The sequence below is a fragment of the Psychrobacter sp. 1044 genome (assembly GCF_904846525.1).
Taxonomy (GTDB): Bacteria; Pseudomonadota; Gammaproteobacteria; order Pseudomonadales; family Moraxellaceae; genus Psychrobacter.
Genome location: NZ_CAJHAZ010000005.1, coordinates 59,656 through 80,286, shown reverse-complemented (window position 1 = coordinate 80,286; position 20,631 = coordinate 59,656). Strand labels below are relative to the sequence as shown.

General features: G+C 42.9%; 14 protein-coding genes. 4 read left to right on the top strand and 10 right to left on the bottom strand.

The window, feature by feature from the left end:
- Positions 1-20 precede the first annotated feature (20 nt).
- On the top strand, positions 21-680 hold the full coding sequence (gene rpiA, locus JMX82_RS04695; RefSeq protein ID WP_198329851.1) for a ribose-5-phosphate isomerase RpiA: 660 nt from the start codon (positions 21-23) through the stop codon (positions 678-680).
- A gap of 132 nt (positions 681-812) precedes the next feature.
- Here rpiA and argF read toward each other — a convergent pair whose 3' ends face one another.
- From argF to dnaB, 3 genes are all read right to left on the bottom strand, one after another.
- On the bottom strand, positions 813-1,730 hold the full coding sequence (argF, locus tag JMX82_RS04690; RefSeq protein ID WP_055124903.1) for an ornithine carbamoyltransferase: 918 nt from the start codon (positions 1,728-1,730) through the stop codon (positions 813-815).
- A gap of 189 nt (positions 1,731-1,919) precedes the next feature.
- Positions 1,920-3,026 (bottom strand): alanine racemase, encoded by a 1,107-nt coding sequence (gene alr / locus JMX82_RS04685; RefSeq protein WP_201539669.1) that lies wholly within the window; start codon positions 3,024-3,026, stop codon positions 1,920-1,922.
- A gap of 336 nt (positions 3,027-3,362) precedes the next feature.
- The gene (gene dnaB, locus JMX82_RS04680) at positions 3,363-4,766 is read right to left on the bottom strand and encodes a replicative DNA helicase (RefSeq protein ID WP_087815967.1); all 1,404 of its coding nucleotides are present in this window, start codon (positions 4,764-4,766) and stop codon (positions 3,363-3,365) included.
- 347 nt (positions 4,767-5,113) lie between these two features.
- Here dnaB and pdxA point away from each other — a divergent pair, with 347 nt between their 5' ends.
- Positions 5,114-6,205 carry a 4-hydroxythreonine-4-phosphate dehydrogenase PdxA gene (gene pdxA, locus JMX82_RS04675; RefSeq protein ID WP_201539746.1) on the top strand — a complete coding sequence of 364 codons (1,092 nt, stop codon included), beginning with the start codon at positions 5,114-5,116 and terminating at the stop codon, positions 6,203-6,205.
- Between the two features lie 195 nt (positions 6,206-6,400).
- Here pdxA and JMX82_RS04670 read toward each other — a convergent pair whose 3' ends face one another.
- Complete coding sequence (locus tag JMX82_RS04670) at positions 6,401-7,456, bottom strand: DUF4238 domain-containing protein (RefSeq protein ID WP_227676353.1); 1,056 nt, start codon at positions 7,454-7,456, stop codon at positions 6,401-6,403.
- Positions 7,457-7,865: 409 nt separating this feature from the next.
- Here JMX82_RS04670 and rsmA point away from each other — a divergent pair, with 409 nt between their 5' ends.
- Together rsmA and JMX82_RS04660 are read left to right on the top strand one after the other, a co-directional pair.
- Positions 7,866-8,729 carry a 16S rRNA (adenine(1518)-N(6)/adenine(1519)-N(6))-dimethyltransferase RsmA gene (gene rsmA, locus JMX82_RS04665; protein ID WP_201539667.1) on the top strand — a complete coding sequence of 288 codons (864 nt, stop codon included), beginning with the start codon at positions 7,866-7,868 and terminating at the stop codon, positions 8,727-8,729.
- Positions 8,730-8,825: 96 nt separating this feature from the next.
- Complete coding sequence (locus JMX82_RS04660; protein ID WP_201539666.1) at positions 8,826-9,668, top strand: symmetrical bis(5'-nucleosyl)-tetraphosphatase; 843 nt, start codon at positions 8,826-8,828, stop codon at positions 9,666-9,668.
- Positions 9,669-9,771: 103 nt separating this feature from the next.
- Here the strand turns inward: JMX82_RS04660 and JMX82_RS04655 are convergent, their stop codons facing one another.
- The 6 genes from JMX82_RS04655 to JMX82_RS04630 all read right to left on the bottom strand — a co-directional run bounded on the left by JMX82_RS04655 (position 9,772) and on the right by JMX82_RS04630 (position 20,630).
- Positions 9,772-12,252, bottom strand: a complete 2,481-nt coding sequence (locus tag JMX82_RS04655; protein ID WP_201539665.1) for a site-specific recombinase — start codon at positions 12,250-12,252, stop codon at positions 9,772-9,774.
- 404 nt (positions 12,253-12,656) lie between these two features.
- Entirely contained in the window at positions 12,657-14,441 is a 1,785-nt protein-coding gene (locus JMX82_RS04650) for an acyl-CoA dehydrogenase C-terminal domain-containing protein (RefSeq protein ID WP_201539664.1), read from the bottom strand.
- A 320-nt stretch (positions 14,442-14,761) separates the two neighbouring features.
- The gene (locus JMX82_RS04645) at positions 14,762-16,555 is read right to left on the bottom strand and encodes an acyl-CoA dehydrogenase C-terminal domain-containing protein (RefSeq protein WP_201539663.1); all 1,794 of its coding nucleotides are present in this window, start codon (positions 16,553-16,555) and stop codon (positions 14,762-14,764) included.
- Between the two features lie 393 nt (positions 16,556-16,948).
- On the bottom strand, positions 16,949-18,661 hold the full coding sequence (locus JMX82_RS04640; protein WP_201539662.1) for a putative bifunctional diguanylate cyclase/phosphodiesterase: 1,713 nt from the start codon (positions 18,659-18,661) through the stop codon (positions 16,949-16,951).
- A gap of 54 nt (positions 18,662-18,715) precedes the next feature.
- Positions 18,716-19,606: a 16S rRNA (uracil(1498)-N(3))-methyltransferase gene (locus JMX82_RS04635; RefSeq protein WP_201539661.1), complete on the bottom strand. Its 891-nt coding sequence runs from the start codon at positions 19,604-19,606 to the stop codon at positions 18,716-18,718.
- Positions 19,607-19,784: 178 nt separating this feature from the next.
- Complete coding sequence (locus JMX82_RS04630; protein ID WP_201539660.1) at positions 19,785-20,630, bottom strand: methylenetetrahydrofolate reductase; 846 nt, start codon at positions 20,628-20,630, stop codon at positions 19,785-19,787.
- Position 20,631 lies beyond the last annotated feature (1 nt).

Genomic DNA, 20,631 nt, shown 5'->3' with positions numbered 1-20,631 from the left:
TATTTTGCCAAGGATTTATGATGAGTGATCAGCAAGCACAAAAGCAAGCCGCCGCCAAAGCGGCTCTAAGTTATATCGAAGATGACATGATACTTGGAGTAGGCACGGGCAGTACGGTCAACTGTTTGATTGAATTATTGCCAACTGTAAAGCTTGCTGGCGCGGTGGCTAGCTCACAGGTCACTGAAGACAAACTTCGTGCCCTTGGTATTGAGATAGTTGATTTAAACTTTGCTGGTACGCTTGATATTTATATCGATGGGGCAGATGAGGTCAATGAGCATTTGCAATTGATAAAAGGCGGCGGAGGCGCGCTCACTCGTGAAAAAATTGTGGCAGCGGCTTCTAACAAATTTATATGTATGGTTGATGAGAGCAAAAGCGTTGAGGTGCTAGGTCGCGAGTTTCCTGTTCCGATTGAGGTACTGCCGCAAGCACGTTCTTATGTCGCACGGCAATTAGCCCGTATGGGCGGTGAGCCAGTTTACCGCGAAGATTTTGTGACTGATTATGGTAATGTTATCTTAGATACTTATGATTTGGATGTGAGTAATCCAATAGAGCTTGAAAAAGAGCTGAATAATATCGTGGGTGTGGTGTGTAATGGTATCTTTGCGGCCAATCAAGCTGATGTATTGCTGAAAGCAGGTAGTAATGGTGTGACGACACTTATTCGTTAAAAAATGCTTACTCGTTAAAAATTGGTTAAGCAGTGGCTTATCGTTCATCATAAAATAAAAAGGCAGATCACACTAAATGTGGTCTGCCTTTTTCGTACTTACTCTTCCATAAATAGATTATGGCTACATTGTTTAAAGTTTTATTTTGTCTTTTAACAAAAATTCCATCAAGGCTTTTTGTGCATGTAAGCGATTTTCAGCTTCATCCCATACTACTGAGCGTGGATCATCAAGCATATCGTGAGAGATCTCCTCACCACGATGCGCGGGCAGACAGTGCATAAATACCACTTCAGGATCGGCTTTGTCCAATAGCGATGGCGTTACTTGATAAGCGGCAAAACGGCGCGCACGAGTATTTTGTTCAGACTCTTGTCCCATGCTTGCCCAGACATCGGTGACAATTAAATTTGAATCTTTCGCAGCTTCTTGTACGTTTTCGACAATACTGACGCAATGCGAGAAGCGTTTCATCAGCTCAGGGTCAGGCTCAAACCCATAAGGCGCAGCGACGCGTAGCTCAAAGCCAAACTGATGGGCTGCTTGCATATAGGATGCACACATATTATTGCCATCACCAACCCAAGTAACGATTTTATTTTCGATACTTCCACGGTGCTCATAATAGGTTTGCATATCAGCCAGTAGCTGGCAAGGATGAAATTCGTCAGTTAAAGCATTGATAATAGGCACGCTTGAGTATTCAGCAAAGGTCTCAACTTTTTCGTGACCAAAGGTACGAATCATGATGATATCAACCATGCTAGAGATCACACGTGCTGAGTCTTCTAGCGGCTCACCACGCCCAAGCTGGGTATCATTTGGCGACAAAAAGATAGCACTACCACCAAACTGACCCATACCTGTCTCAAATGAGATGCGTGTACGGGTTGAGGATTTTTCAAATATCATGCCAAGCGTACGACCAACAAACGGCTGATATATCTCGCCTGCGTGTTGCATCTTGCGCAATTCGCTGGCGCGTTTTATAAGGTTTTCTAATTCTTGTTTGGTTAAATCAGATAAGGTCAAAAAATGGCGCAAACTCATAGTAATCCTAGCAGTCGATCGCAGTCAGTGAAACGTCATCAGTCTTTAATAGCATCGCGTCAGTGCGTATACTGGGGTGACAACAAACTTTTAGTATAGCGCAATTAGGCTTAATGTAAATGTCCAATTTGCCGTGATTTATAAGTCTGTCAAACAGACATTACATGAATAGTGACGAGGTCAGCATAATTATACTTGTATGCGATTTGGGCGAATGCTTAGGCGGCATAGTAGCTCATAGCTAATCGTACCAGCATGCGCGGCGACTTCATCGACGTGCGGAGCATCGCCCCACAGTATTACTTTACTGTCTAACGCAATGTCTTCTGGCGCGGTACTGACATCAATGACAATCATATCCATTGCCACGCGTCCAATGACTGCGCATCGGTAGCTTTTATCGTTGGTAGTATCTATAACAGTGACATAGGCTTCATCGCTGATGACACGAGGATAACCATCGCCGTAGCCGACACTCACCAGCGCTGTTCTAGTGTCTTTCTGCGCTGTCCAACGACTGCCATAGCCAATAGCATTGTCTGCCTGAACTGTTTGCAGGGCGATAATTTGTGCGCTGAAATCCATCGCTGGCTGTAAGCCTAACTCATGCGCGCTTTTATCAATGACAGGTGCGCTACCATATAAAATAATGCCGGGACGTACCCAATCATAATGATGCTCTGGAAAATTAACGATACCAGCTGAATTGCATAATGAGCCTTTGATATCAGCGCTAATGGTCGCTTGTAAGGTATCTAATACCTCCGAAAAACGCTGAATTTGCATCGCATTTAATGGATGAGTGCTGTCATCGGCATTAGCAAAATGCGTGGCTAGTATCAGCTGATATCCCGCTTCATGCAGGCGCTTAGCCGCTGCCATAATACCTTCAGCGTTGAAGCCTAGACGGTTCATACCAGTATTATATTTAAGCCAAACCACTCTGGTCGCACTATTGGCTAGTGGGATATTGTCGAGTGCCCACTGCAATTGCGGTGCATGATGAATCACGCAGCTAATATCACTATTAATGGCCTGCTGCCACTCATCAGCGGTAAATGCCCCTTCAATCAAACCAATGGTTTTGTCCCAGCCTAACTGCCGAGCTTCTAGCGCCTCAGTCAAGGTTGCAACACCAATACCATCTGCTTGTTGCAATGCAGGCAATACTGCTGCCACGCCATGTCCGTAAGCGTTGGACTTGACCATGGCGAGAACTTTAGAGTTTGCTGCCATTTTCTTAACTTGGTTTAAGTTGTGAGTAATGGCTTGTGGTTTGATTGTGATAGTACGCATAATTGGCTTCTTTATAAGTAGAATTATGAAGTTATAAAGCCAGTACTGCATGAATTAGGCTAGGGCGTGTCTTCAATTCACTCGATAGTCCTCTAAATGGGCTAAAAATGGCTAAATCTTGCCAAACATCGTCAAATAGCTGGTTAATATCCCGATATTATCTGCGCTATTTTCCTTGTTTGACGGCAATTTATCTCATTTTTATCACCATTTTTGAAATGAAGACACGCCCTAATGCAGCACTGGCTATTTTATTAAAAACTATTTGTTCGCTTATGATTAAGCTTCAGTCTTTATCAGGCTGATTTTTATTAGGCTTAAGTTTTATAAGATTAATCATTCGTCGTTTTCGAAACTGACGTTTTGATAGTATTCTGGCGTTAGGTTAATAAAGCGGGTAAATTGCCCTTCAAAGCCCAAACGTATGGTGCCGATAGGGCCGTTACGCTGCTTACCAATAATGATTTCAGCCACGCCTTTGTGGTCTGTATTCTCATTATAAACCTCATCACGATAGATGAACATAATCAAATCGGCATCCTGCTCAATCGCACCCGATTCCCGCAAATCCGACATAATAGGGCGCTTGTTAGGGCGGTTTTCTAGACTGCGGTTAAGCTGCGACAAAGCGATAACAGGACATTCAAGCTCACGTGCTAAGGCTTTTAAACTACGTGAAATCTCAGAGATTTCCCCAACACGGTTGCCATCTAGGTTTGGCACTTTCATCAACTGGAGATAATCGACGACGATAGCGCCAAGCTTACCATCATGATTTTTGGCGATACGGCGGCAGCGTGAACGCATCTCAGATGGTGGCAAAGCAGTACTATCATCAATATAGAGATGTTTAGATTGTAAGTGCTGAATGGCGTTCATCATTTTTGCCCATTCATCTTCATTCATTTGCCCAGAACGCAGATGCGTCTGATTAATCGCGCCCCATGAGGATAGCAAACGCATGACGATAGACTCAGCAGGCATCTCCATCGAAAACACCACAACAGGCAGATCTTCGTTAAATAAAATACCTTCTGCCAAGTTCATGGCAAAGGTGGTTTTACCCATAGAAGGACGGGCAGCCACGATGATTAAGTCACCTGCCTGCAAGCCTTGGGTTTTATTATTCAACTCAGCAAACGGCGTCTGTAAACCAATCATGCCATCGGGATTGGATTTTAGCTCTTGAATCTTATCAATAACATTGGTCAAAACAGCAGTAATGCCCACAGGTCCACGCTGTTCGGCGCGTTTGTTGTGCTGCTCATTGATGCTAAATATCTTACCCTCAACACTGTCTAAAATATCGCTGACGCTCTGGTCTTTAGGGTTATAGGCGAGCGTGAGCATCTCATTGCCAGTCGTAATCAATTGGCGTAGAGTAGATAGTTCACGAACGCGCTGAGCATAGGCGGTCAGGTTAAACAAGGTCGCAGGGCTTTGACTCAAAATATCTGCCAAGTAGCTATCGCCGCCTGCACTTTTAAGGAGTTTTTGTGCTTCTAGCCAGTCGTGTACCATGACCGTATCATAGGGTTCGTTGACTGCCGCTAAATGAGCAATAGCATCAAAAATATACTGATGCCGCCCTGCATAAAAATCATCTTTGGTAACGATATCAGCAATCTTGTCGTACGCCTCTTCGATACTCATTAAGGACGCGAGCAATGCCTTTTCAATGTCGATATTGTGCGGCGGTGTCTGATTGAGTAAGTCGTCGGTTTTTTCGTTGTCTGCCATGATTGCCTAATGTGTCAAAAGTCGATATAAAAGAGGGTATAAATGGGTATGTGATATCAGGGTTTCATTGGGTGCTGATACAGCAAATAAAACGCCACATGCCACTATAATTGAAGTACCAAAACCTGAGCTCGGTGTTGACTGGTAAATGCTATAATCAAAAGCGAAAGTTTAACACATAATAGGCTTTTTTCGGCACAGATAGACAACTATCTATTCTAGATGACGGTTGTAATAAGTAAAAAATCATCTATACAATATAAGTGTCAGTACTTATTTTTCCCATAAAAAATACAATAAAATTCACGACTCAATATAAATATAAAGGCGTAGTTACGATGCAAGATATACAAAAAAAATTGCCATTATTAATCACAACTGGTGAGCCTGCTGGTATTGGGATGGATATCGTGCTGCTATTAGCGGCTGAGGGTAAATTGCAAGATTTTGAACGCCCAATTTGGGTCACCGCCGATAGCACCGCTATGACAAAGCGCGCAGATGAGTTGGTTGCAGCTGATGTATTGAAAAACCCTCCCATCTGGCAAACTATTGATATCGATGCCGATGACTTTAATCTTAACGTTGTAGAGCAGATGTCGCAGCCAGATACGGACGTGGATAGTTCTTTTATTCTGCTTAATATATCTTGTGCTGAGCCAGTTGTCTGCGGACAAATTAACACGCACAATTCAGCAATGGTTGCTAAGCAGTTAGACATTGCCCATCAGTTGGCAACCAATAAAACAGTGGCCGCTATCGTCACTGGACCATTGCAAAAGTCTGCACTGATAGAAGCCGATATTAAACTATTAGATGGCACGATGTTTAGCGGTCATACAGAGTTTTTTATGCAGCAAAGTGGCTGTGATAAAGTCGTGATGATGCTCGCCAATCAAGCCATGAAAGTCGCGCTTGTCACCACTCATTTAGCGTTGAAAGATATCCCTGCTGCAATCACGTCTGACAATGTACGCCAAACCGTACAAATTATCGTCGATGAGATGAAAGCAAAATTTGGCTTAACGCAGCCACGTATTTTAGTCTGCGGTCTCAATCCACATGCAGGCGAGGGTGGACATTTAGGTATAGAAGAGATTGAAATCATCAATCCAGTGTTGCAAGAATTTATCAAAGCAGGCGTCGATATATCAGAGGCGATGCCAGCGGATACCTTATTTACACCCAGACATCTAGCCAACTGTGATGCGGTGATTGCGATGTATCATGACCAAGGTTTGCCAGTGCTGAAATCACATGGTTTTGGTGATACGGTTAATCTGACTTTAGGTTTGCCTTATATTCGTACTTCGGTTGATCATGGGACTGCGCTTGATTTAGCGGGGCGCGGCGGCGCAAGTGCGACTAGCTTATACCAAGCACTACTGATGGCTAATGAGATGGCGGATAAATCGCTTATTAATAGACCTCTTGCATAAGTCAGTGCCTTGGCGAGGTTTTTAACTCAGTATTGGCTAACTTTGGTGTGAATGATGGCCATTTATAAGTCGTCAAACATGACCTGATATAAGTGGTTCCATTATGGCATTCTGTTTTAAGTGGTCTGTTAATGGGTTTAAAAGGTGAATTAACTTGTTCCACTGGTGTATGCATTAATAAATGATTTCGAAAAATTATCCTATTTTTACACTTGGTCCATATTTGTATTGCTCATTCATAGCAATCATTTTCTGTACTACTTCGAAATCATCTATTGTAGAAAAAACATATCTTTCAGATTGTGCGGCTTGCAAACTATTTAAATGTTTCAGCTTCTCATCTTGTATAAGATATGAGCTACCATCTTCAAAGCTTTCTGCCATTTCTATGCATGAATTTAGATTTTTTACCGCTTGCAAAAACTCAGTCTCAGTTTGCCCCGCATCATCTAGAACCAACTTCTTTTGAGACGCATCCAATGCGTTGAAAAGATCCACTATTACGTTAGGTTTATTTAATATCTTTACTGATTCTTGAGTCTTCAACTTGGCAACCGAAGGACAAATTAAACCCAATGTAATAGTGGATGACAGTGGAATATAAATCTCTATCCCTTCAAGGGCAATGCCCAAGTTGCCATATACCCCCATATTAATACTGTTGTATAGTGTGACTGGATTATCAGATATGAAAAATGGGTTTTCTTTTGTTGTCTCAAAAAGTATCCAGGACTTTTCTAAAAAAATTGATATTACTTCTTCTTGACTTACTATTCCATTGAGAAAAATATTTTTACGATCGTTTAACCCTTCCGGTCCAAACCCAGTTTCTACTTTCTCACTCGAAGGATGCATTTGTGTGAGACGTATATCAAGAACGCTAGCCATACGCTCTATTAACTGCAAACGTGTATGTGTCCTTGATTGCTGCACAGCTATGAATTCAGCGATTTTGTACTTATCCTCTTCAGATAACCAAGAAATACTTTTTTCTTCAACTATTTTTTTAATTAACGGAGCTGCTTGATCTTCATATACACCAAGAACGGGCTCCAAACTTATTGACGCAGGATCATCTACAAAGTTATAAAATGAATTCATGGTTGTTGCGTTAAATACAGTTTGTTCAAAAACTTTTTCATTCAATTTATCAAAAGTAAACAACCTATTTCTCTTACCACTTGTCTCAAAACTAAACTTATCCAATAAAAATCGGGGTACGGTATGCTGCTTCTTAACATCAGTAGTCATTTTCAAAGTTTTGTTCCTTAGCATATTAAAGTCAAATAATTATTTAGCGTTCCATATCTTTATTAACAAGTATGCTGCATAAGCAACCGATATCGCAAATCTGAGCTGAAATATTTGATATTGAATTCGAGATGCTGACCTTTTGTACACTCAGAAGCATACTGGTACTACAACAGCCAAAGATTCAAGTCCTTACTAGGGAACCTTATATATAACCAACATTATACCAAATGGTTTTAGAACAAAAAAAACACTGCCTCGGTTGCGCTAATGTATGGGTAGTTTAATAATAAAATATCTCAAAAATACAGTGCAATTATGAGCTGTGTTATAATTCATCATTATAAAACTAGCACATTGCTGGCATTGCCTTATCGACCCTCTCTTTTTTATCTATGAAGACTTTTTTATGTCCAAAACATCGTTTGATGCTCAGTCTATTACCAACAGCCTACGCGCTGCCAAACACCAACCGCGTAAGCGCTTTGGTCAAAATTTCTTACATGATCGCAGTGTCATCCGTGAGATTGTTGAGAGCATTCGCTTAGAGCGCGATGACAATTTGATTGAGATTGGGCCAGGGATGGGCGCACTGACTGAGCCATTATTGGCAGAAGTAGATGCGATGACTGTGGTCGAGCTGGATCGTGATTTGGCAGATAGCCTGCGTATTCGTATCGGTGCCAACAGCCATCCAAACTTTACGATCATCAAAGACAATGCCATGCATGTCGACTATCGCGAGCTGTATAGCGATGAGCGTGGCAAGCTCCGTGTGGTTGGTAATCTGCCGTATAATATTTCTACGCCTATCTTATTTCATTTGCTCAGTTATGCCGATGTGATTCAAGACATGCATTTTATGCTGCAAAAAGAAGTGGTCGAGCGTATTACGGCGGATGTAGGTAGCAAAACTTATGGTCGCCTATCTGTCATTATGCAGTATCATTGCCATACCGATTATCTACTGACCGTACCACGTGGTGCTTTTAATCCGCCACCAAAAGTAACCAGTGCGGTTTTTCGTTTGACGCCGCATATCATTAAGCCAGTCGTCGCAGAAGACGAAGAGTATTTTGCATTGGTGATACGCGAAACCTTTAACCATCGTCGTAAGACGCTACGTGCCATCTTTAAAAAATCAACGTTGCTACCGACATTGAGCGAAGAAGATTTTGCAGCGTGTAGCATCGACCCACAAGCACGTCCTGAAGTCTTAAGTGTGAAGGATTTTGTGAATTTGAGTAATCAAGCGCGTAAAGTAGAGGTTTAAATCGAGTTACTGCCGATTCGTCGTCAAAGACATTTATATGGAAATGACGATATAAAATTTTCACATAAAACTATCACGTAAAAACACTGAGGATTTATGAGCTTTCGCCATCAGTATGTCATCGGTGACCTGCAAGGTTGCTATGCGGCGTACCTTCATTTACTTGAAATATTGGATTTTGATCCTGCACAAGACAAGCTATGGTTTGCAGGGGACTTGGTGGCACGTGGTGAAGATTCGTTAAGTACCTTGCGTCATGTCAAAGCACTTTGCGAGCAAGGCGCAGCCGCGACAGTACTCGGCAATCATGATCTCAATTTGATCGCTGTCTGGCGCGGTGCGGCAAAGATTAAAAAAAAGGATCAGACAGCGCCTATTTTTGCTGCCGATGATTGCGATGAACTGCTTGAATGGCTACGTCATCAGCCAGTATTGGCTTTTCCTGATGAGCAGACGGTCTTGGTTCATGCTGGTATTCCGCCACATTGGAGTATTGAAGATGCCGAAAAGTATGCGCAGCAGTTAGAGTCACAATTGCAAAGTAGTTTAAAACAGCTGGATCGTTTATTGCCAAATTTATATAGTAAGACTGCTGATGACTGGTATCCAGATATTAATGGCTTTACCAAAATGCGTGCAATTGCCAATTATTTCACTCGTATGCGGCTGTGCAAGCAAGATGGCACGTTAGAATTTAGCTTTGCAGCAGGGTTAGAAGCGTCTATGCCAGAGGGGTTTTTGCCTTGGTTTGAATGGCAAGTGCCGCGGAATCGCAAGGTATTATTTGGGCACTGGGCAGCGCTGAAAGGTGAGGTAGACTTACCGCATGCGCGTGCACTTGACGGCGGCTGCGTTTGGGGTAATGATCTATTGGCTTATCGCTTGAGTGTTGGAAAAATTATCAGGTCAAGTGCGCACTGCTCACAGCCAGAAACATAATATTAGGGCATGGGCTCATTTCTATCTCCGTTTTTAAAATGAGGTCACGCCGCAACTATTTTGGCTTATCAAAACGATTTGTTAAACCACCAAAACCTTCCCATTAGCTGGGTAGGTTTGGTGGTTTTTTGGGTTTAGGTAGTGAGGTTTTAGCATCGCCCGTGGCCTTATTTTCAGGGTTGCTGTTATCGTTTTCAAGATGGGCAGTCGTCTCATTACCCTCAGTAAAGGCGTTATGCGCTTTATCATATTGAATATCACTACTATAAGGAACGCTATTGAGCTCCTCATCTATCAGCCCATCATCGAGTTCAATGGTTTTTTTGGTACTGATATGATTGGTGGTGCTGTGTGTTTCCCGACTTTTTAGCGCAGCGTCAGTGTCAGCATTTGAGATGTTATTATCGTAATCTATGTCTGTGATAGCCTGTTCATTTTGCATGCTTTTTTGCTTGGATTTAGGTAGGATTTTTACATCAGACAAACGGCGCACGACATAATTATTAGGAATAGTTTGTCCCCCTTTATGAGCGCTGGTATCGTCAAAGATCATATGTCCTTGACTGTCGATACGAGCATATTTCATTGGCTTATCACGTGGCCAGAAAAAGTCTGAAGGATGGGTAAGCATATGGCTGAAAAGCTGCTTGGTTAAACGACTCCACTCCATGAATTTGACTTCTTTAGAGCGCAGTGCCACAAATAAGGCGAGCGAAAAGCTGACCATGAGGTTCACCATGCCGATAAGGGCAACGCCTAAAATAGAAATAAACACAATCTGCCAATCCCACTGGTTGGCAGATATATTAAACAGTCCATGCGCCAAATTCGCCGAGGCAAACGCAATGTGTCGAATATCAATCGGTAAGCCAAATAAATAGCCAATTGTTGCAGTACTACCTAAGAACACCCCGAACAAGAAATTGCCCATAATGGCGCCAAGGTTGGCTTCTATAAAACCTCCTAAACGCTGTAACCAAGTTTTTGGTAGTAGGTATTGAAGTAGTTTGTGGCGCTGAATACGGGCACCGATTTGGTTGTAGACTGCCAAGTTATCGTAGTAACCAGCAATAAGACCTGATAAAAATAAATAGACGCCAGCAATGGCCGCGTGGGGCAATGCCAGTGAGTGAAAGGGGTCAAGATCATGCAGTAAGTGTGCAGCCTTGTCGGTATTGATCATCGGCGCACCAGTATATTGTAGCCATGCAAAAGAGATAATCAGAGCGACTGGTATCGCTAGCATAATATTACCCATAATCGCCACAAACTGGGTACGTAAAATATCGACCACCAATTCTGATAATTTATTTAACTGGTGTGACTTTTTGCCAGAACCGTCCGAGATAGTAGAGGCGATTGCCGCCGCCGTCATAGCAGGCTGTTTGGTAGCAACCGTACCATGAACGATATGGATAAAAACAAAACCCAATCCATAAATCATACTATTGACAAAGGCGCGTCCCATCGGTGCGAGGGCTAGGTTATAGGCTAATATCTTAAGCGTTGCCATAAACGCAATAATAAAACCACCGATAGAGGCTTTCTTGAACATTTTTTGGTAGCCCGATTTATCGGTACTAATATAATGTTCACCCACGCGGCTGGCATTTTCAGTGACTTTGCGCGACAGCAGCTTGGTATTATTATCAATTAAGTATCCGATACTATAACGGCGGCTCGCAGTGGTAATCAGCGCTTGAATCAACTCAATGAGCGCCTGATCACGCTTATCATAATTATCTGCTACCAGTTCAGTTAGGATGCGCATACGTTGCAAGCTTTGGTCTAAACGCAGCATCATGTTGGTCAGGCGAATAGAGATTCCTGTTTTATAAATGCGCTTGCGTATGGTGGCAACGATATCTTCGCATTGTTCAATCATGACCAATAACGGCGCAGGATCTACCGCTTTTTCGGGCGTAATATCCGTTAAAGTATCAAGCTCATGCGCTTCTCGGTACTGATTGACGTATAAGACCGCCTCTTGATTTTGTGCCACAAATGACGCTGAATAATTCAGCATTTGCGGATAAAATTCCATCAAATCTGGATGCAAGCCAATACCGCTGATACGATATGACAAAATGATGATCGCGTTCAAAATACTGTTTTTTGCTGTCGCAACTAAGTTTAAATGCTGCTCATCGACTTTGAGTAGCTCAACCAGTTCATCCCATTTGTCTTTTTTAATATTGGCAAGCCAGCGCTCATCAGAGCGTTTATCAAATAAATAACCGACCAATTCTACGACAGAATCTTCTTGTGGCAATAGCGGTAAAAAACGGTGCCCGATAAGGCGACGTAGACTATTAAAAAAGCCCTGATCCGACATGATGCCAGTATCGGTATATAAAGCAATTTGGCGATATTCAATAATCAGTTTTAAGACGAAACTTGACAGTCCATCTGCATATTCTGGATGTTGACGTAAAATATCAATCAGCTCTTGAATGTTTTGATTGGCTAACGTGGGCTCTTTATCACTCACTCGTAGCTCATCGATTAAGCGCTTGAGTACCGCAGGATCTGGCACATCACTTAAGGCTGTAATCTGTTGTAAAATGTGTTTTATTTCTGACACATTGCATCCCTTGTGGTGGTTATTTCAATCATTGTTATTATTGAGTATGAGCAAAGATATAGGTGTTTTGAATGACTATATTAGTTATTAATGTCGCGATATCTACCACTATTGAGTGTTAGGTTTCAATTTACAGCTCACTAATTTGGAAGTTATTGGTTCAGAGCTTATTGGTTTCGGCGTTAAAGATATTTGTACCAATCTTAATGTTGTGACTTTGCGTTATTTTAATCGTAACAATGCCTGAGCGGTTAATTATTTTGTTAGCAGTTATTTTGTGGCGCTCATTATATCGATTGTGGAAACCATCACTGTGATGATATTTTTGGCAAAAAAAGGGACAGTAGCGTGACTGTCCCCTTATCGTAGTGCGGTATGGCTTACTTTATTATAAAAGTAAGCAATTAGCTAGCAGGTACATCAAAGTAGCTAAGATCAAAGTTCATCATTGGATCACTACCAGCTTGAACCATTTGTGCATGAGCATCGATACGTGGCAAGATACGACCGACGAAATAATCGGCGAGCTTGGCTTTATTGGTATAGAACTCACCTTCTTTACCGTTAGCTGCTTCTACCATCAACGCAAACATGTACGAATAACCGAGGTAACCAAAGGCATGCATGTAGTCAACGGCACAGCCATTGACTTCGTTTTTACGCTCGCCAATGTTGCTAAGCACAGTGTTGGTCAATGCTTCAATCGTGTCAGCAGCATCTAGCGTTGCTTGCTTGATACCATGATCCGCTTGCATGTTATTGACAAAATCACGAATTTCACCTAAGAAATGAGTGACGTATTTGCCGTTATTTTTCGCCACTTTACGACCCAGTAAGTCAAGTGCTTGAATACCGTTGGTGCCTTCATAAATCTGGGCAATACGGGTATCACGAACGATTTGCTCCATACCCCATTCGCGGATATAGCCATGACCGCCAAATACTTGCTGGCAATCAATAGTGGCTTCTAGTGCTTTGTCAGTCAAGAACGCTTTAGCAACTGGCGTCAATAGAGCAACGCGTGCAGCGGCGGCTTGAGCAGCTTCTGGATCGGTACTAAACTTCTCCTGATCAAGATTTTTAGCCACGTACATCGCAAAGCAACGTGAGGCTTCGGTATTAGCTTTTGCATTTAACAGCATACGGCGTACATCGGCATGATGAATGATCGCATCTGCTGGTTTTTCTGGACTTTGTAGTTGCGTATCACTACGACCTTGACCACGGTCATTGGCATATAAGGCAGCGTTTTGGTAAGCAAGCTCAGATCCACCAAGGCCTTGTAGACCCATAGTCACACGCTCGTAGTTCATCATAATGAACATTGATGACAGCCCCGTGTTTTCGGCACCAACCATCCAGCCTTTAGCGCTGTCAAAGTTCATGACACAAGTGGCTGAGGCTTTTATGCCCATTTTGTGCTCAATAGAGCCGACTGCTAAAGTGTTACGCTCGCCTAAGCTGCCATCTGCATTGACCAAAAATTTTGGTACGACAAATAGTGAAATCCCTTTTGAGCCTTCTGGCGCGTTAGGGGTTTTTGCCAATACCAAATGAATGATGTTTTCGGTTAAGTCATGCTCACCGCCAGTGATAAAGATTTTGGTACCAGAGATATCATAGCTACCGTCATCATTAGGGATAGCTTTGGTTTTGATGATACCTAAGTCAGTACCAGCATGTGGCTCTGTCAAGCACATGGTGCCCGCCCACTCGCCGTTGTACATTTTTTCTAGGTAGGTTTGCTTTTGCTCTTCAGAAGCCGCTGCGTTTAGGCACAGTGTTGCGCCAACGGTTAGGTTAGGGTAGAGGGCAAATGATTGGTTGGCAGTGAATACCATCTCTTCAGTCAGCATAGTCACCATTTTTGGGAAACCTTGACCACCGTATTCAGCGTTACCGCTTAAGCCAACCCAGCCTGATTCAGCATACTGTTTATACGCTTCTTTAAATCCAGTAGGAGTCGTGACGACGCCATTACCTTCAAAGGTTGCGCCTTCTTCATCGCCGCTGCGGTTGATTGGCAAAAGAATGTTTTTTGACAGTTTTGCCATTTCTTCCAAAATCATATCGACTGTTTCCATATCGACATGAGCTAAGTTTTCGTTGTTTTGCCAAAATTTAGGCGCGTTAAATACATCATTTAAGATAAAGCGCATGTCATTCAGAGGGGCATTATAAACAGCCATAAACATTCCTTTGGTTCAAATAAATAAAATTAAAGTTGTTAAAGATATCAATTGTTCTTTTGGTCTAACCTTAGCGGTTAATAATCAAAGTTTAGCAAATAAGCTTGCGCACGGGTGTGTTTCTTCGTGAATTGTGCGTACACCAAAAGTATTGATAAAGGATAGCCTTTCTAAAAATAAGGATAGATTTTTAGAAAAGGTTAGGTTTTTTGAAAGTGTTGACTCTACTCGTTATACATTTTAATAGCGCTAAGAAAATCGGCAACACACCTGAGTATGTTGCCGATAAAAATACAGTATTAGCAGTATTTAACGTCTAATTAAAAAGCGAACTGATCAACGTCCATGCTCATGTATGGTTCAACACCAGTGCTGATACGCTGTACGTGAGTGGTGGTACGTGGCAATAGCTTAGCAAAGTAGAACTGCGCGGTTTTTACTTTCGCGTCGTAGAAGGCTTGTTCGCTAGTGCCATTAGCAAGTTCAGTTTGTGCTACTAATGCCATGCGTGCCCATAAGTAGGCTAGCGTTACATAACCGCTGAAATACATGTAATCAACTGCAGCGCCGCCAACCGCATCTGGGTTTTCAGTGGCTTGCATGCCGATGCGTGCAGTCAAATCACCCCATTCTTTAAGGTGTTTGGCAAGTGGGCGAATAAACTGACCCATCTCGTCGTTTTCTTTATTTTCTTCACAGAATGTCTGAATGATTTTGACAAAGTTTGCAAGCAGTTTGCCTTGTGAGCCCAATACTTTACGACCGAGTAGATCGAGTGCTTGGATTTCAGTAGTACCTTCGTATAAGCAAGCAATACGCGTATCACGGACGTTTTGCTCCATGCCCCATTCGCTGATGAAGCCATGACCACCATAAACCTGTACGCCATGGTTAGCCGCTTCTAGACCAGTTTCAGTCAAGAATGCTTTAGCGATCGGTGTCAATAGTGACAACATTTGATCAGCAAATTTAAGCGCATCGCCTTCGCCTTTTGCGACGGTATCGGCAAAATGTGAGAGGTAATAAACCAAAGCACGACCACCTTCAGCAAAGGCTTTTTCAGTCAACAGCATGTTACGAACCGCTGGATGTACAATGATAGGGTCAGCTGTTTTTTCAGGGGCTTTAACACCAGATAATGAACGCATTGCTAGACGATCTTTGGCATAAGTCAATGAGCCTTGGAACGCATATTCTGCTGCTGTTAAACCTTGCACTGCGGTACCAATACGCGCCACGTTCATAAAGGTAAACATGCACTGTAGACCACGGTTTTCTGGGCCAATCAGATAACCCGTTGCGCCATCAAAGTTCATCACGCAAGTGGCTGAGGCTTTGATACCCATTTTGTGTTCGATAGAGCCACAAACGACGTTGTTGTTTTCACCTAGGCTACCATCTTCGTTGACCGTTACCTTAGGAACGATAAACAGTGAGATGCCTTTTGTGCCAGCAGGCGCGCCTGGTAAACGAGCCAAAACGATATGGATAATGTTGTCGGTTAAGTCATGCTCACCCGCTGAAATGAAGATTTTTTGACCAGTGATGCTATAGCTGCCATCTTCTTTAGGCTCAGCTTTGGTACGAATAATACCTAAATCAGAACCTGCATGTGCTTCAGTCAAGCACATAGTACCTGACCATTCACCGCTGATCATTTTTTCTAAATATATGTCTTTTTGCTCATCCGTACCGTGATGCTCGATGGTTTGAATGGCACCATGCGATAAACCAGGGTACATAGAGAATGACCAGTTAGCTGTACCAACCATTTCATTAATGACGGTCGATAATGAGAACGGCATATTTTGACCGCCGAAGTCTTCTTCAGCAGACAACGCTGGGAAGCCAAGCTCACAATACGCTTTGTATGCTTCTTTAAAGCCCTTTGGCGTGGTCACTTGACCATTGTTAAACTGGCAGCCTTCAGCGTCACCACTTTGATTCAATGGTGATAGCTCATTTTCAGCAAAGCTTGCCGCCATTTCAAACAGGCTGTCCATTAGCTCGCGATCCGCTTCTTGGAATGCTGGCAGGGTTTTATAATGGCTTTCGCTGTCGAGTAACTCATGCATCACGAATTGAATGTCACGTAAGGGCGCTTTGTATTGCATAACTTCCTGTCCTTTTGAGAATATAACCAATCATCATCAAGGGTAGGCACATGACTGCACTGTTACTTAGTGCACAAGTCCAGCCCATATTAATCTAACGAGCCCAAATAAATGCTAGGCAATAATGCAGATTGACGATGTTGTCGGCTATATAAAATAGTATTGAAAAGAATGGCGATGGTCAGAGTAAGCTTGAAACTCAATGAGCTCTAACAAATTCACTATAAAAGATAGGCTTTCAGAGGGGATTATACAAGTTTGGTGACAGCACTGATAAGTCATGAACCTATCTTGCATCGGTTATACAATCGACGTTAGGCGTTAAGAGGAGATGCAAATAACCATATGAAAATACTCATGATACTGGATAAATAAACATCCGTTAAATGGGGTTTATTTGGCGGCGTACTGCTGAATCAACATCTCAGTCGCAGCCTCTGCTGGCACTGGTTTGCCAAACCAATAGCCTTGACCCTGTTGACAGCCCATTTTTAGCAACACATCGCGCTGTTGTTCGGTTTCGATGCCTTCGGCGACTACCTGCATATCAAGTGCCATTGCCAAGTCTAAAATAGCTTTTACAATGGCATATTGGGTACGATCGGTGTCGATGTTGGATATAAAACTTTTATCAATTTTAATAAAATCAAATGGATATTCTTGTAAGTAACTCAAAGAGGCATAACCGGTGCCAAAGTCATCCAACGCCAGACAAATTCCCAGCTCTTTGAGCAAAGTAAGCTGTTTTTTGACATTTGCATGACGCTGAATTAAGGATGACTCGGTGACTTCAATATGTAGCTGATGCGCAGAAATACGGTGTTGCACCAGTAAACTGCTGACCATCTCAGAAAACTCAGGGTGGCTAAATTCGGCGGCATCTGCATTGATACAGATATGTTGACAAAATCCTTGCTGTTGCCAAGTCGATAACTGCTTAGCAATTTGAACCGCCATGTGCGAGAACAGCTCAAACGACAGTTTATGAGTGATAATGGCATTGATAAAATGTATCGGCTTTAGCAGTCCGCGAGTCGGGTGTTGCCAACGTACCAGCGCTTCAAAACCAATAATGATGCCCGTAGCCAGCTCAAACTTTGGTTGATAATAAGGAACAAACTGATTTTCAGTGGTAGCGGCTCTAAGTTCCGCCTCTAACTGCAAGCTACCCGCAGTGGCTTCGTCAATGGCTGTATCATACCAGCAAATGTCATCACCGCCTTGCTGCTTGACATAATGCAGCGCTTTTTCAGCCTTGGTCAATAATCCTGTCACTTCATCGTCGTTAGTGGGAAAGTAACTGACCCCGACGGAAATATGACAATAAATCTTGGCGTCTGTCGCAGTGTTTTCATCTAAGGAGAAGGGGCGTTCACACATTTGCATTAAGCTGTCTAGCTGATGACGTACTATATTAGCGTCATTAAATTCGAATAATAACGCAAAATCATCGCCGCCAAAATGGGAAAAACACTGTAAATTATCGAGCTTGAGGTTCTTCAGGCGTGTGACAAAGTTTTTTACCAAAGCGTTGATGCCGTCAGGGCCAAGCAAACTTGCTAGATTGCGATAACGGTCAATATTAAAGCGCACAATCACGACTTCTTGATAGCTGTCCAACAATAGGTCGCTGGTCTGACTCAAGAAAACCTTACGGTTTGGTAACCCAGTCAATTGATCATAATTGAGCAAATGCGCCACTTGCTGTTGATCTTTGACGATCGAGGACATATCACGCACCATACCGATATAGTAAGTCTTATGATTGACACAGATTTTGCGATAAGTCATGTGACAGTCAAGTATTTGTCCATAACGGTTCGGCATCGAAAAGTCGTTTTCATAAAAACCATTGCAGTCTAGATGGTTAGTAATATCTGCTAAAACGGCTCTTTCTTCATCTGATAAAAACTCTGCCGCATAAACACCAAGTGGTCTGCCAAGCAAAAATGACTCACTGTAGCCAATGATAATCTCATAACTGGCATTGACCGATAGATAGCGTAAATTGGCATCCAAGATGAATATGGCATCATCAAGCTGCTCGCATAACTCGGCCAGCAGTTGCTGCTTGTCTGCGATGGAAATAGGGGCGAAAGCAGTCATAGTTGGACTCAACACGTCGAAACGGAACAGCAATTAGGATTACGCATAGGATATTTACCCATAATAGCTCAAAGCATGCAGAGTCGCCAACGCCACCACGGGTGCGGTCTCGGTGCGTAAGATTCTTGAGCCAATTTGCCAAGGTTCAAAACCAGCTTTGGCTGCTTGCTGGCATTCATCAACGCTCAGACCACCTTCAGGGCCTATTAGCAGCTCAATATAAGGAGATTGTTGCGTTAAGACTGTTGGTAGCGACCTAGGCATTGCTGGTTGTCCTGCAGCTGGTACGCTCAGTTGCAGACGCAAATCTGCTGGTTGTTGTAATATTTGATAATAAGGGTCTTGGCTAAGGGTTGTGACAATAGTGCTGGTAGTAGGAGGGCAAACGTCCATTTGCGCATCGGCAGAGTGAGTCACTGACTTTTGTAACCAGTCATTTATGGACACAGGCGCAATAATAAGCGGTGGACGATTAAGACCGCATTGTTCACACGCGGCAATGGCAACTTGCTGCCAATGTGCCAGTTTTTTTTCTACTTGGGCAGGCTTTAGATTGACCTCGCCATGATGGCTACTTAGCAATTGAATGGCAGTGACACCAAGCTCGGTGGATTTTTGAATAGCATAGTCCATGCGTTCACCGCGGCTCATCACTAGACCGATCTTAGTGAAGACAGCCGCACTTCGGTCAGTATTTACATGTGCTAATAATGTCACAGTGGCGTGTTTTTTGCTGATGGCTTGTAGCTGCACCTGATACTCGCCGCCAAAGCCATCGAATAATATGCCTTGATCGCCAATATTGGCACGCAATACACGGCACCAATGATGGACGATACTCTCTGTTAATTCGGTACTAGCACCGATAGGCAAAGTGCTAAGTTTAGGGTAATTTGTCTCTGATGGATTGTTATCATCGCTGGTGGCATAAAAGAAACGTCGCACAGTTGCTTAGTCCTATTGTTTGAATAATATTTTCAAATATCTTAGCAGAATATCGTTTGAGAGGGTAAAGGGATTATCTTTAGTAGAATTTGCATTAGTGCAATTCTTATACCAAAAAGACTGGCGCTCCTAGGAACGCCAGTCTTTAAAAAATACATTTAATAAATACGATGAGCAATTAAGCTAAGCCGAGTGCTTCAACCAAGCGCTTGTTTGGCTCGACCTTATTCATGCTATAAAAATGCATGGCAGGTACGCCCTCAGCAATTAGGCGCTCGCATAAACGATAGACCACATCAAAACCAAATTCACGAATGGCTTTTCGGTCATCGCCAAAGTCAGACAACTGCTTACGTACATAACGCGGAATATCAGCGCCACAGCTATCGGCAAAGCGTACCAAATTACTTGAGTTAGTAATTGGCATGATACCAGCGATTAAAGGCTGAGCAACCGTATCGATACCACGCTTCTCTAAGGTATCTCGCAAATATAAGTAACTATCAGCGTTATAGAAAAACTGGGTAATCGATGCATTAGCACCCGCTTGGTATTTATTGACCAAGTTGTCAACATCAAACGCAAAGCTACGCGCTTGTGGATGCATCTCAGGATAGGCTGCGACCTCGATATGAAAGTGATCGCCTGAATATTCACGGATAAACTTAACCAAGTCTAACGCAAACGGCAGCTCGCCCATACCGACTTGACCTGATGGTAAATCACCACGCAGGGCAACTAAGCGCTTGATGCCCAAACCTTTATACAAATCGAGCAATTCAGCGATTTCCGCCTTATCATCACCGATACAAGATATATGCGGCGCAATGTCAGTCTCACCGCGTGCGCATAGTGCTTGGACGATATCTAAAGTGCGATTTCGGGTTGAACCACCAGCACCGTAGGTCACTGAAAAATACGCAGGTGATAGCTTATTCAACTCATCATAAGTACTGAGTAGTTTTTCATGACCTAGCTCGGTTTTGGCAGGGAAAAACTCAAAGGAGAAAGCAGGCTTAGTCACA

Bases quoted from the DNA above. Each gene is read 5' to 3' on its own strand.
- rpiA (WP_198329851.1), top strand. From the start codon at position 21: ATGAGTGATCAGCAAGCACAAAAGCAAGCCGCCGCCAAAGCGGCTCTA.
- argF (WP_055124903.1), bottom strand. From the start codon at position 1,730: ATGAGTTTGCGCCATTTTTTGACCTTATCTGATTTAACCAAACAAGAA.
- alr (WP_201539669.1), bottom strand. From the start codon at position 3,026: ATGCGTACTATCACAATCAAACCACAAGCCATTACTCACAACTTAAAC.
- dnaB (WP_087815967.1), bottom strand. From the start codon at position 4,766: ATGGCAGACAACGAAAAAACCGACGACTTACTCAATCAGACACCGCCG.
- JMX82_RS04670 (WP_227676353.1), bottom strand. From the start codon at position 7,456: ATGACTACTGATGTTAAGAAGCAGCATACCGTACCCCGATTTTTATTG.
- rsmA (WP_201539667.1), top strand. From the start codon at position 7,866: ATGTCCAAAACATCGTTTGATGCTCAGTCTATTACCAACAGCCTACGC.
- JMX82_RS04660 (WP_201539666.1), top strand. From the start codon at position 8,826: ATGAGCTTTCGCCATCAGTATGTCATCGGTGACCTGCAAGGTTGCTAT.
- JMX82_RS04650 (WP_201539664.1), bottom strand. From the start codon at position 14,441: ATGGCTGTTTATAATGCCCCTCTGAATGACATGCGCTTTATCTTAAAT.
- JMX82_RS04645 (WP_201539663.1), bottom strand. From the start codon at position 16,555: ATGCAATACAAAGCGCCCTTACGTGACATTCAATTCGTGATGCATGAG.
- JMX82_RS04640 (WP_201539662.1), bottom strand. From the start codon at position 18,661: ATGACTGCTTTCGCCCCTATTTCCATCGCAGACAAGCAGCAACTGCTG.